The sequence below is a fragment of the Nostoc sp. PA-18-2419 genome, from assembly GCF_005869855.1.
Taxonomy (GTDB): domain Bacteria; phylum Cyanobacteriota; class Cyanobacteriia; order Cyanobacteriales; family Nostocaceae; genus Nostoc.
This window is the reverse complement of record NZ_SZNH01000007.1, coordinates 112,208-125,278: the sequence shown is the minus strand read 5'-3', so window position 1 is coordinate 125,278 and position 13,071 is coordinate 112,208. Positions and strand designations below refer to the sequence as shown.

Below are 13,071 nucleotides of genomic sequence, written 5' to 3'. Positions count from 1 at the left end.
CCTGATGTAACGTTCCTATTTGGAACATTCCCTGATTCCCCCTTAAGTATCAACTGTATAAATTAAATTTAGTTTTTCACTAATTTCCTGTATATTGATATTTCACTGAGTTGATTCATTCTGTGATAACATCTTTTACCTCATCTTTTCGTAGATCCACAAGTCTTAGATTTTTATATACCCCATAGACTGAGAAGACAAGGGAGAAATAATCAATTGGCCCATGCCCCATGCCTTTTTTCATTGGTTATTGATATACTTCCCTACAAGGATGAGTAATTCAGTGTCTGTAAATGGTTTTGTTAAATAATCTGTTGCGCCAACCATGCTAGCTTTGACTCGATCAATAAATCCATCTTTACCAGTAAGCATGATAATCGGTGTGAACCGAAATGCTGTTGAGTGTCGCAGCATGGCGCAAACCTCGTACCCTTCCAATTGGGACATGGCTATATCACATAAAATTAAATCGGGTTTGAGTTGAAAAATTAGACTAAGTGCCTCTAGGGGATTGGTGAGAACGATCGCTTCATAACCTTGTGCTTGTAAGATGGAATTTACAGTCTCACCGATGGCGATCGCATCGTCAATACATACTATCTGCCCCCTGCTTTTTCTCTTCAATTCCCAGTTATCAGTGTGAGTATCTGGTTTATTTGTCGTTGAATATACTAGTTGTAGCCAACTCTGTTGGACGTATGGATATATTGCCTTAGCGACTGTCAAAATGTCTCGGTTGAGATAACGAGCTAGTTGACGCAGGGATGTTTTACCATCAGCCCAATGTTGTAGTTTATTGACGGTTGCAGCTGGTAGCGACGACTCTATCTGAAGTTTGTTAGATAGCACTGGCAATTGTTCGGGAGACTGAATGTGTGGATAAAGTTGCTTCCACTCCTGTAATTCTTTAGTAATTTTTATTACAAAGTAAGTAATTTCCAAAGTATGTAATTGGGGAGCAAGTGCCGCACCTTGACGGAAAATGAAATTACCTTGGTGTAAACTCAGTAGGTCAAACAGGGTTTCATGCACCAAGTTGTAGATAATACTAGCAGCTATCTTGGGGTTGATGATGTTTTGCTCTAAGAGTGCCCAAAGATACGCATACTCCGGGGCGTCGGTTGATGATAAGGAGGCAATTTGTTTATCGGCAAGTTGCATCTCAACTCGGTAATGACGTAAATAATCGCTAATCCTGGATAAGCTACTTTCCCCTTGTTGGCAATAGATAATTTGACCATTGAGGAAAAAAACGAACCAAGACTGTTGTTTTAGGGTATATTCACTAACTATAGTTCCACTAGGTTTGTTGTTACGGTAACTATGAGCTTCTACCCATAATTGCCCAGTTCGCTGTCCCAACTCAATTAATTGCAAGATACTGCAAATATCAATTTCACTTAAATTTCCCTGCATTTAGCTAAAAAACACTCCTGATAATTGCATTTATATTATTTATTAATTGTGTGCGTCAATTTTTGGAGTTTCGAGCAGGTAATTGAATTTAGAAGTTAGGAGCGATATCAAGCTCGGATAATTATTTATGATTAAAATTTCTTTGCGTCAGAGTGTCTTTTTTTCCCCGCATCAGTCCTAATGATAAATCTTTAACCGAACATGAGGTTATTTCTCTTACCTGCTTTCCCCACTTCAAGTATTGCTAAATTCTGACTTCTTGTTTAAGTCATTGATTATGGAATATTGGAAAGATTTTTACCCTATTCCTTGTTCTCATCAAGTTAGAAATTAAGCTATAAACCTTAATCTTTCGTAATACACTTTGACAAAGCTAGTGTTAACACGGAAGTCATCGTCACTGTCATCAGTACAGAATATAAAGGCGCGGCCAAGCCGCCTCTATAAATATCAAGACGTAATATTTCGCGTCTATAAATAGTTTTATCTGTTGTTGTTTTCCTAAGCCTCGGTTTGGTGAGACAAGTTAACAGAATTATCTTAGGTATATTCAAAACGAACTTTAAGTGCATCAGTAAGGACTAACAGTGTGCTGTATTTAGCAGAAGTACAAAAACAGAAAGGTGGTTTACTCAGTGGTGGTGGCAAAACCGAACTGAAACTACTAGCTTGTCAGCGAACTGACCAGAATTGGAGTACTGTGTCGGAAGAAGTGATTGCTGGTGAGGACGCAAGTAAGTTAAATGATGGCGCCTTGGTACTGGCTGAACTCAATCCGAATCGTCAAGTGCAGCGAATTCAAGAAGCAGGGCGTCCGCTAGTCAATATTTTGCAGAATTTTTCTCGCCAATTGGAGAAATTTAAGCTCAAGGAAGATGAGATTGATCAGTGGAAAGAATCGTTGACGTTTCAGGCGCAAGAGTTGAATCGCCGTGAAATGGAAATGGAAGCACGCTTGGAACAGTTGCAAAACATGGAAGATGAGTTGCAACAACTAGAGCAAGAAAAACAAGAAGTTGATACATCCCGCGGGGAGATTGAACGCTTACATACAGAAATTGAGCGCAACCGTCAGGAATTAGAAGGTGCTTGGGAGCATTTGCGCGGTGAACAGCGTCGGCTAGAGGAGCGTCAAGCAGATTTACAACAAGGAACGGTTTTGGATGAGGAGCAAAGTCGAGTGATGAGTGAGTTACTTGATCGCTTATCAAGTCGCATTCCTGCTACAGAAACAGTAACACAACACCTTCAGCTTGCCTTTGAATTAATAGAAAAGCAGCAAGCTATTCTAATTCCACATTGGGAACAACTCCAACAACAAAAAACTGGGATCGCTCAACAACAAGAAGAAGTTGAGCGCTTGTCACAAATATTGAGCGATCGCCAAAATGCATCGCAACAAGGCCAAAATTCTCTAGTCCAGCAAACAGCCCAATTGCAAATAAGTACAGCAGAACTTAACACCAAACAAGAGTATATTCAAATACTTAAAGAACAGTTACGCAATCAAGAAGATTTATATCAACAAATTCACACTTTGGCTTCAACATCTGGTGATGTAGTTTTCGGGCGGCAAGTTGATGTAAAAGCTTTACAGAAAATGCCTCTCGAAGAACTACAAAAAATAGTTCAAGACTTACAGCATAAATTAGAAATAGACGCTAGTTTTGTTCATGACCAAGAACAAGAACTCAAATATAAACAAGAAGCTATAGAAGAATTACAAAATAAAATAAACCAAGCATCTGACCATGAGCAGATCAATTTGCAAATGGAACTGACGGATGAAAACGACCTTTATCAGATGCTAAACTCCAGTTTGGTGGGACAACGCCGCAATATGCTACAGCATCAAAAGTTTCTCAAGCAACACCAAAATGTCTTGCTGCGGCGGCAAGGACATATTGTTGCTGAGGAAAAAGAAGGTAATCAAATTAATTTAGAACCAATTCTGTTACAAATTGAAACCCAGCGACAACAATATTCACAGGAAATCCAAAAATTGGAACGTGATCTCGAGCAGATGCGTGCTGGTATCGAACTAGCTCAGGGAATGATTGATAATCAAACCCACGATTTGGATGAAAAGCACCAAGAACTTAAAGCAATCGAGGAAAACTTGCTATCTCTAAGAACAGCAACTGCTCAATGCTGTGGTCGAGTGAATCTTTATGAAGAAGCACTACAACCAATTCAGGATTCTTTAGACGGCTTACGACAAAAGCTCCAAGGAATTGGTGAATCTTTGGATCGATTCCAGGAAACTGGCGCTCATCAACTCCAAGCGATCGCTCAGATGCGCTATACTCTTCAAAGTTTGACATCTCAACCAGAATTGTTAGCGTCTTAAAATTACATCAGCATCACCTAAATTAATCAAGAGTAATATATCTAATCCTGTGTAAGATAATTCAAGAACAGTAATAAACTTAGGATAGGAACTATTTTAAACAGATCCAATCGCCTTGGACTTGAGCGATCGCACCCCCAGGAAATGGATCGGTTTGTGATCGATTTGGCGCTGTAATTAAAGCCGTTAATTTTTCTATGTGTTCAAAACTAGGGGCATTAGTTAGTACTTGCTGCAATACCTGACGCATCACCCGACGTTGCAAGGCTAATGGCGCTTTCTGCAATACCCGACGATTTAGCCGCAAGGGAAGAGGAACAGTTGAGGGGAGTGGGGACATAAATTGCAACAAGTCTTTCCCCTTGTGCCCAATTCTCCTTGTCCCCTTGTCCTCTTCTTCATGCCCCATGCCCCAGACCATCGCCTCTTCCCGCAACTGCTGAGCAGCTTTTTCCAAATATTCCACTTCTGCTTGTAGAAGTTCTGCTGTTTGGGCTAAGGCTGATTCTAGTTGTGGGTTGAAATTTTCTTGTAAATATGGTATCAACTCTTGGCGGATACGATTACGGGCATATTGCAAATCTTGATTAGTGAAATCTTCCCAAACTGGTAGTTGAAAATCTTGACAAAATTGCTGTGTTTGGGTGCGAGTAATTTCTAAAAGTGGACGCACTAGGATAATGCCTGTAGTTAGGGAGCGTTGCCAAGTCAAGGCTTGCAAACCATCAGCACCAGTACCGCGAATTAAATTGTAGAGAAGAGTTTCGGCGCGATCGCTTGCGGTGTGTCCGGTAACTATATATTGATAATTATTAGTTTGGGCGATCGCACTTAAAGCTTGATAGCGCCAATCGCGTGCAGCAGCTTCACTTTTTATCGGTTCGTTTGCTGTTTGTAAATAGAAGGATACACCCCAACTTGTAGCTAAGTTTTCTACATGATTAGCATTAGCTTGGGAGTCTGAACGCCAGCGATGATCGCAATGAGCAATGCCTAAATCCCATCCCCATTTTGGTTGTAAATCTAACAGCAATTTAATTAAGCACAAAGAATCTTGTCCACCAGAAACAGCGACTAATAACCTTTGATGACGCTMAAATAAATAGCGCGATCGGATAGTGCGATGTATTTTTGCATGTAAAGTAGTCCATACCATTTTGAGTTTTTCACCACAGATGGACACAAATAATTTTTTTGTATTAGTGTATATAAATTCTTTTATTCACATCCTAAAACACTACTTAAAATAATTCGTAATTCATAATTTAAGTATGAATTACGAATTACGAATTATTTTAATTTTCTACTTGTTTGAGCTTTTGAAAAATTTCATCAAGTGGTGATTCCGAACCCTCAGGACAAAATTCTAAAGCAAGTCTAACTTTTCCTTTTTTCCATCCCTGAGTACTAAATTGCAAAACTTCACAATTTAATCCTTGAGTATACAAATTTACTTCATCTGTTTGCTCGGCTCCAATATAATCTTTAATTGCTGTAATCAAATCACGAACTTTAAAAGTTTTAGCAATATTTAACTTATTAAAAGTGTCTGGTTGTATAGACACAACTTCATCGTGATTTAGTCTCTCGAATCCATCTTCCATAAAAATCTCCTGTTACTAAATCTATACTTTCCAGAGATTTAGCAGTTCATCCGAAATAAAATGATGATTTTATAGATTTAGTCGTTGTAATAAGTTATGAGTTATGGAGTGCTAAGTGATTAATAAAAATACTTAACACTTAGCACTATTTTAATGAGGTTTTTAGAAGAACCAACCATAAGAATGCAAACCTTTACCCAAAAGATTTACACCGAGATAGCAAACCCAAACAACAACAAACCCAGTGGCAGCTAAAATTGCGGGACGACGGCCTTGCCAACTGCGAGTAATTCTGGCATGGAGATAGGCTGCGAACACTAACCAGGTAATTAAGGCCCAAGTTTCTTTGGGGTCCCAACTCCAATAGGAGCCCCAGGCTTCGTTAGCCCAAACGCCACCAGCAATAATGCCAATTGTTAGTAGGGGAAATCCCAATCCGATGATGCGATAGCTAATGTTGTCGAGGGTTTCGGCAAGGCTAAGGCGTTGGGGTGAAAGGGGTTGTGAATTTTCGATTTGAGATTTGGGATTTGCGATTGGAGTTGTTGTGACTAAACCTAAAACAGCGGTATTACCGTTACCGTTACCGTTGCTACTACTTTCAAAACGAGCAAAACCATTATTTTCCACAGGGGGTGCTGGTGATTCAGAAACAAGTTCAGTTGCTTTGTGCAAGCGGTAGCCATTGGTGCGATAACCACCATTACCGACAGAACTGCCTTGTAGTTGGATATTTTGACCGCGAGTAACAATTAGAAAAGCGATCGCTAATAGCGAACCTACCATCAAAGCGGCATAACTCAACATCATGACACTGACATGCATCATCAGCCAATTTGACTTTAAAGCAGGTACTAAGGGTTCTGACATTTGCATTTGCGATGGTAGTGTCAGGGTAGCAAAAGCAACAATTGCCATTGCTACTGGAGCTGTAGCAACTCCTACTAAGCGGCTACGACTACTATTTTCAGCAATCAGATGAACTGTAGTAATTCCCCAAGTTAAGAAAAACAAAGATTCATACAAATTGCTTAAAGGAAAATAACCAGCTTCTATCCATCGTGCGCCTAATAATGTAGCTATAGACAAATTAGTGATCGCCATGCCAGCTGTCCCAAAAGCGGCTAGATAAGGTAGATTTGGAAAAGCTGCTCCTACCCAATACACCAGCATTGTTAGGAATAATACCGCGAAGGAAGCATTGTCCAGCCAGTTCTGGAGTACAACCAGATTCATAAAATCTCCTCTGTTGTCGATTCTTAAAAATATCGATTTTGACTGTTCCGATCCTATCCGCTTAAAGGAAAATGGGGAATAAGGAGTGTTGAGAACCAGTTGCTACCTGAAGGCAACGCTAAAAGCAAACAACTGTTGGAAAATGGGCAACGCACCAGCTCCAGGCTGAGCAAAGCCAAAGACGTTTGGGTTGCTCCGGTGAGGAGTTATTATATCAAGTTCGGATAATTACTTATGATTAAAATCTCTTGGCGTCAGAACCTCAGAGTGTCCACTGTTAGCGCATGATAAGTCTTCAACCGAACATGATATTATTCTCCCTTATCTCCCTTATTTCCTGGTTGGTGAGTTTCGACTACGTTCAACTACCGCCAAATCGAACCACATCTTCGACATTCCTTTATCTACTCACTTTCTTGAGTGATATAAAAATGTCATAAACGTTACTACGACTGTCGCTGACAGCCGATGTCATACCGATTGAGCGGGTTGCACTTAACAAAGTTTGTTGATTGGGGATCACAGTTGGTAGGGGAAAATTTTTCACAGTTCGTTCCACATCTAGGAAAAATTGACCATTTGTGGGATTTGGTTCTGTAGGAACTGTTTGCTGGAAGGAAAGAGTATTAGCTAGTGTGTTAGCAGGTTTGGAAACAATTTTATCGCTGATGGGAGCGCCCACTGCAAAGAAAGCCACATCTCCATCTAACCAGCCGTGGGTGGCAGTTAAAGTGCCATAAGGTGATATCCAGTTAACAACAGGTTGAGTTGCGACTTTTCCTGGTTGGACTTGGAACTGATATTGATTTTTCATCACTTCATCAAGCTGACTAATGGATGCTTCAGCTGATTTGCGATTGCTTGTATGTACCATGAACAGCAAACCCGCACGAAAATTATCTGGTGAATCTTGTTTTGGGGTATTGGGAATCACTGATAACGAAAATTCGCCTTTCATCCAACTGAGCAAATCTTTATCTAAATCCAAATCGGTAATAGATTTTACAGCACTTCGCAGTTGTTCTGGTGCGATCGGTGATAGTGGATTTCCCTGAGATGTTAAAACATATTCTCCCCATAACCGCTGTAAGTTAGCGCCAGAGAGCATCATTAAGGTTTCTGCTGGTAAGCGGCTTTGCATGTTTCCAGCTTTGTTTTCTACTGCTAGCACCCGTTGACTATTAGGATTGAGCCATGAAACACCTTTTAAGCGGATTCCTGTTGGCTCTAAGGTCATCGTTGCTGCTAAACCTTGATTATTTTGCAGTTGAGATAAAACTTGAGCAGGTAAAGGATGGTTTGGAGAAGCAGCAGCTATCTTTGCTGCTATTGGTACATTTACATAAAACTGAGCAAAGGTTTGGTTATTGGCAATTTTCGGAAAATTTTCTGCAAAGCCTGCTGCTGTAGCTAGGGATGTTTGACTTTTGTAGGTATCAATCGCTTGTTGTGTAGCTTTGAGACTATCAGTTATCACTAAGAAACGCGTATCCAGCAGTGCAGCCGAAAAGTTTTCCCCTGGTTGTCCTTGATTTTGTTTAATCGCGATTCCTTCATAAGTGCGGTCAACCCATTTGCCTTGTTTGAGGGTTTTGGGTTGTGCAAAAATGCTTTTAGCTATTTCTGGATTTTTTACTGGCAATACCATTACCATTGATTGCTGATCGCCAGCAACATCTTCGTTGGTGGTAACTGGTTTGGGTGCAGATTTACTCACTGTTTTTGACGGCAGAATTGCGATTGTAACGTCATTGCCTACCCAAGGAGCAATATCTTTCTGGAAGTCATAACCATTATTAGTTAGAAAGCGATCGCGCAACTGTACTAAATTTTTGTCTAGTTCTGCTTGGGTTTCTTTTGTCCCAAACTCCTGTAATTTCTGCCATTGCTGAGGATCTGTTGTTAAGGAAACTGCAAACAGAGCATCACTAGGAATAATATTTGCACCTACTAGCAAATCATTCCAAGATGGTTGTCTTTGGGCGAACAACCAATATGCTGCACTTGCTGCACCAATTAATAACCCAGCAGATGATAATGCCAGCACCAAAAACGGCTTCTTATTTTTCTTCATAGGAACAGACACAAGAGGCGGTGCCATTAAAACCTAATACCTCATACTTGCAAACTCATTACTTGCTTGATTGGTTCAGTCAACCAAAAAGCTTCTCGTTCTTTAGGGCAGCTAAGTGCATAAATTTCTCCACCCTAGACATTGATGATAATGCCGTAATTAATTTTTCTATTGTTTCAAAAGCGGTGTTTTAGTGGTTAGTTACCTTTTTTAGCACGCTTTGTTGAATTTCGCAGGACGCTTCCTTTGAACAGATGCCTCTAAGGAAAATCTTCGATAGTTCTATCGGTTATTCCAAGCACTTTGAGAATATAACTAACTTGACAAAGCTGCAAGTCATCAGTAATCTACACTACCTTATATCTATAGAAGTGGTATCTGTTATCTTGACTCCATATAACCTAAAATAATTCCGTATCTAATATTGGGTATGTTTATCTACTTAGTAACCCAGATATATTGTTGAATTATAGCGTTTAATAATTTGTATCGTTTTGAACAAAAACAGTTGTTATTTTTGCTGACAAACAACTGCTATTTTTTCATCAAAATTAAATAATTAAGATTTAATTTGGCTTTTCTAGTTAAATAATCTTTTATGACAAGCGAATTAAAGGTTAGAACATCTTGAAAGCGTGGATGTTCGGAATAGTAATGTTTTACCTCCTGCCTTGTCTTCGACACGCTACGCGAACTACCTCCTGCTATAATCAGCAAAATTTAGTAGAGACACAAAATTTTGCGTTTCTGCTATACCTACCCAAATCCTTGCTTTTTCCTGACTATGCGTCATTCCTGGCTTGAATATTGGCCTGAGCATTCACAGCACTCAACTGCATAGGGCCTAAATATTTAGTCAAATAAGGTGAAAAAACTTCATAAATCAAGGTAAGTGGCTGTCCATGATGCCAAAACAAGTAGTGGCGACCCCAGAAAGGCCCCGTTACATTAAAACCTGACTCTAGCGCCGAAGAATAACCATAATAAATTCCTCGCACATCTCGATACAACTCTGTGCGGAGACGAGCTAAACTCGCCCAAATTGGTAATGAGCGATTTTGCAAATACTCATCTACATGGCTGGCTTCCCACCACGAAGTGGCATAGGCTAATCGCTGACCAGAAGCGGTACGCAGCCACACTTGTCGCCGTAGTCGCGGCCCTGGTACAGCTTCTATTAAGTCTGGGGCATTATCCAAGTTTATGCCAATTAATGACATATCTATGACATCCACTTCTGTTGGCTCACCTGTGAGCAATTCTAAGTGACGTGTTGGCGAACCGTCTCCTAGAAGCAGTAATTGCCAAGCTGGTGCAAGCTGAGTGTGAGGCAAACTTTGTTGAATTACTTCCTCCCCTCCTTGCCAAATCGGAGTCAGGCGATGCCAAGCTGGTGGCAGTGTTAAGTTGTTCGTTGGCGTAAAAGTAATAGTCAATATTTTTTACAAAACTTCACCTATCTCTATAAAAGCATAAAAAACCTTAGACTCATTAGTTATTAGTCATTAGGCATGGGCAGAGGATGGGGAAATAGGGGGAAAGAAGAATCACTTTCTCCCTCATCAGGCCACCTCCTCACTTCTTTGCCTCCCTACTCCTCATTCCACTGTAGATTTAAGGGTCAACCGTCTTAGGTGTTTTGCCCCTTTGACTGTTGACCCTTGATTAAATAAACAAAAAATGCGGATGGCGAGACTCGAACTCGCAAGGCAAAGCCACACGCACCTCAAGCGTGCGCGTATACCAATTCCGCCACATCCGCGTAGGTTGTCTAAGCATAGACTATAGCATAAGAAACTAATTATAGTAAGGTGAGTTCTCAGTTTCAGTTTAGAAAAATTTCAGTGAAGGGTTTGATAAATTTCCTCAAGGCGGTATCAGGCTGACAGAAATGTCGCAGATGCACAAGTGATATTAAAAAGGGTAAAGCTACTGTAAGAAGCACGGTCAAGCACAAAAGCTGTCGCTCAAACGGCATATCTTTTGAGTGGAAAAGCAATTCGGGAAACTGGCAACATTGGCAACAGTAATGTTGTTAATCTAGTTAAGACCCGTAGAGGCAGCAAGCCCAATTCTTGACTTTGGTGAAGATGAAGGTTGGGAATCTCCTGTCATAATTTGAAATAACGCCAAAGCGTTGTTAGAAATTAGATGGGAGAAAATGTCAATCTGCTGGTACTAATATCGAAACTCCAAAATGAAGTTTGACAAAATATTAATTGCCAATCGGGGAGAAATCGCGCTTCGCATTCTCCGCGCCTGTGAAGAAATGGGAATTGCGACAGTTGCGGTTCACTCTAGTGTTGACCGTAATGCTCTCCACGTTCAACTTGCTGATGAAGCAGTTTGCATTGGCGAACCTGCTAGCAGTAAAAGTTATTTGAATATTCCCAATATCATTGCTGCTGCATTGACTCGTAATGCTACTGCCATTCATCCAGGTTATGGGTTTTTGGCAGAAAATGCCAAATTTGCAGAAATCTGTGCTGCCCATGATATTGCCTTTATTGGACCAACTCCAGAAGCTATCAGGTTGATGGGGGATAAATCCACTGCCAAAGAAACCATGCAAAAAGCTGGAGTTCCGACAATACCAGGTAGTAATGGGTTAGTAGAATCCGAGCAAGAAGGATTACAATTCGCTAAGGATATCGGCTATCCAGTGATGATTAAAGCTACAGCAGGTGGTGGTGGCCGGGGTATGCGCTTGGTACGTTCGGAAGACGAATTTGTCAAACTTTTCCTCGCAGCCCAAGGGGAAGCAGGAGCAGCTTTTGGTAATTCTGGCGTTTACATAGAAAAATTTATTGAACGTCCTCGGCACATTGAATTTCAAGTTTTGGCAGATAACTACGGTAATGTTATTCATTTAGGCGAACGAGATTGCTCAATTCAGCGCCGAAACCAAAAGCTTTTAGAAGAAGCTCCAAGTCCCGCTCTTGACTCAGACCTGCGTGAGAAAATGGGACAAGCTGCTGTCAAAGCTGCCCAATTCATTAACTACACTGGGGCGGGAACTATTGAGTTTCTTTTAGATAAATTCGGTAAATTCTACTTTATGGAAATGAATACCCGGATTCAAGTTGAACATCCTGTAACAGAAATGATTACTGGAGTAGACTTGGTTGTCGAACAAATCCGGATTGCCCAAGGGGAAAGACTCAAGCTTACCCAAGACCAGGTAGTTTTACGGGGTCATGCGATCGAATGCCGGATTAACGCTGAAGACCCTGATCGCGATTTTCGCCCATCTCCTGGACGGATCAGCGGTTATCTTCCCCCTGGAGGCCCAGGTGTTCGCATTGATTCCCACGTTTACACAGATTACCAAATTCCCCCCTATTACGATTCCTTAATTGGCAAGTTAATTGTTTGGGGAGCGGATCGCCCTACTGCTATTAACCGCATGAAACGCGCACTACGAGAATGTGCAATTACAGGATTACCGACTACCATCGGGTTTCATCAAAAAATTATGGAAACTCCACAGTTTTTGCAGGGTAATATCTATACAAATTTTGTGCAAGAGATGAACGGGTAGGGAAGTGGGGAGATGGGAAGATGAGGAGATAGGGAAGTGTGGGGAGTGTAGGGAGAGAGGGGGTAAGATTTCTTCCCCACCCTCCTACACTCCCTGTTTGCCCCATGCCCTATGCCCCACATTTAACTCACATTAGCCAGCATGGTTAGTAATCCTTGCTGGCCTAAGAGAATTTCTCGTATTAGGCTAAAAATACCAACCCAAATGATGGGGGTAATGTCTACCCCGCCGATGGGCGGGACGAGTTTTCGTAAAGGGATTAAAAATGGTTCAGTAGGCCAAGCTATTAAATTGAACGGCAAACGATTCAGATCCACTTGGGGATACCAAGTGAGAATAATGCGAAATATAAATAAAAATGTCATCAGCCCTAACACTGGGCCAAGAATCCAAGCAGTCAGGTCAACACCAGTCATCGGTTTAAGCAGCTATTTGTGAATAAACAAAACACTTGGGCGATGCCAAAAAATTTAAAGCTTTGTAAAGCACTCTCATTACAATTTTATTTGAATAGAGAGGGACTTAGCACTGAATTTACTAAGCAGCACTTAACAAAGAGCAATTATCAAGTTTGGCAGTTCTTACTCAAAGGCTTCTCAAGAAAGTACTACACCATTAAAATTAGGATGAAGTGTGTAAAAAAAGGTTGAGAAGTATGACGCCTGCTTTAGCAAATTTTCTTTGGAGTCTGTTTTGGGGTGCTGTGATTGTTGTGGTACCAATAACAGGAGCTCTGATTTTCATTAGCCAAAAAGATAAAATTCAGCGCTCATAATGCTTACAAGATCTTTTGGACTCTTATAAGCGATTTCTCAGCTATCTACTTAAATAATTGCACCAAAAGCAGCAG

10 protein-coding genes and 1 tRNA gene are annotated in these 13,071 nt (G+C 40.8%); 3 read left to right on the top strand and 8 right to left on the bottom strand.

Annotation, left to right across the window (positions count from 1 at the left end):
* Positions 1 to 240: 240 nt before the first annotated feature.
* Positions 241 to 1,416 (bottom strand): response regulator, encoded by a 1,176-nt coding sequence (locus FCR06_RS09620; RefSeq protein ID WP_138498967.1) that lies wholly within the window; start codon positions 1,414 to 1,416, stop codon positions 241 to 243.
* A 589-nt stretch (positions 1,417 to 2,005) separates the two neighbouring features.
* Between FCR06_RS09620 and hmpF the strand changes: the two genes are divergently transcribed.
* Positions 2,006 to 3,766 carry a pilus motility taxis protein HmpF gene (hmpF, locus tag FCR06_RS09615; protein ID WP_138498965.1) on the top strand — a complete coding sequence of 587 codons (1,761 nt, stop codon included), beginning with the start codon at positions 2,006 to 2,008 and terminating at the stop codon, positions 3,764 to 3,766.
* A 91-nt stretch (positions 3,767 to 3,857) separates the two neighbouring features.
* Here hmpF and tilS read toward each other — a convergent pair whose 3' ends face one another.
* From tilS to FCR06_RS09585, 6 genes are all read right to left on the bottom strand, one after another.
* Positions 3,858 to 4,922 carry a tRNA lysidine(34) synthetase TilS gene (tilS, locus tag FCR06_RS09610; RefSeq protein ID WP_138499199.1) on the bottom strand — a complete coding sequence of 355 codons (1,065 nt, stop codon included), beginning with the start codon at positions 4,920 to 4,922 and terminating at the stop codon, positions 3,858 to 3,860.
* A 139-nt stretch (positions 4,923 to 5,061) separates the two neighbouring features.
* Positions 5,062 to 5,370 carry a KGK domain-containing protein gene (locus FCR06_RS09605; RefSeq protein ID WP_138498963.1) on the bottom strand — a complete coding sequence of 103 codons (309 nt, stop codon included), beginning with the start codon at positions 5,368 to 5,370 and terminating at the stop codon, positions 5,062 to 5,064.
* Positions 5,371 to 5,532: 162 nt separating this feature from the next.
* Positions 5,533 to 6,606, bottom strand: a complete 1,074-nt coding sequence (ccsB, locus tag FCR06_RS09600) for a c-type cytochrome biogenesis protein CcsB (protein WP_138498961.1) — start codon at positions 6,604 to 6,606, stop codon at positions 5,533 to 5,535.
* Positions 6,607 to 7,006: 400 nt separating this feature from the next.
* Positions 7,007 to 8,707 carry a DUF3352 domain-containing protein gene (locus FCR06_RS09595; protein WP_138498959.1) on the bottom strand — a complete coding sequence of 567 codons (1,701 nt, stop codon included), beginning with the start codon at positions 8,705 to 8,707 and terminating at the stop codon, positions 7,007 to 7,009.
* Between the two features lie 755 nt (positions 8,708 to 9,462).
* Positions 9,463 to 10,116 carry a chorismate lyase gene (locus FCR06_RS09590; RefSeq protein WP_138498957.1) on the bottom strand — a complete coding sequence of 218 codons (654 nt, stop codon included), beginning with the start codon at positions 10,114 to 10,116 and terminating at the stop codon, positions 9,463 to 9,465.
* 245 nt (positions 10,117 to 10,361) lie between these two features.
* Positions 10,362 to 10,442: transfer RNA gene (locus FCR06_RS09585), tRNA-Leu, on the bottom strand.
* 435 nt (positions 10,443 to 10,877) lie between these two features.
* Here FCR06_RS09585 and accC point away from each other — a divergent pair.
* The gene (accC, locus tag FCR06_RS09580; RefSeq protein WP_138498955.1) at positions 10,878 to 12,221 is read left to right on the top strand and encodes an acetyl-CoA carboxylase biotin carboxylase subunit; all 1,344 of its coding nucleotides are present in this window, start codon (positions 10,878 to 10,880) and stop codon (positions 12,219 to 12,221) included.
* A gap of 122 nt (positions 12,222 to 12,343) precedes the next feature.
* On the opposite strand, the gene FCR06_RS09575 is transcribed toward accC, so the two are convergent.
* Positions 12,344 to 12,637, bottom strand: a complete 294-nt coding sequence (locus FCR06_RS09575; RefSeq protein WP_138498953.1) for a YggT family protein — start codon at positions 12,635 to 12,637, stop codon at positions 12,344 to 12,346.
* Between the two features lie 239 nt (positions 12,638 to 12,876).
* On the opposite strand from FCR06_RS09575, the gene psbX reads away from it, so the two are divergent.
* Positions 12,877 to 12,996 carry a photosystem II reaction center X protein gene (gene psbX / locus FCR06_RS09570; protein ID WP_138498951.1) on the top strand — a complete coding sequence of 40 codons (120 nt, stop codon included), beginning with the start codon at positions 12,877 to 12,879 and terminating at the stop codon, positions 12,994 to 12,996.
* The last annotated feature ends 75 nt before the right edge of the window (positions 12,997 to 13,071 follow it).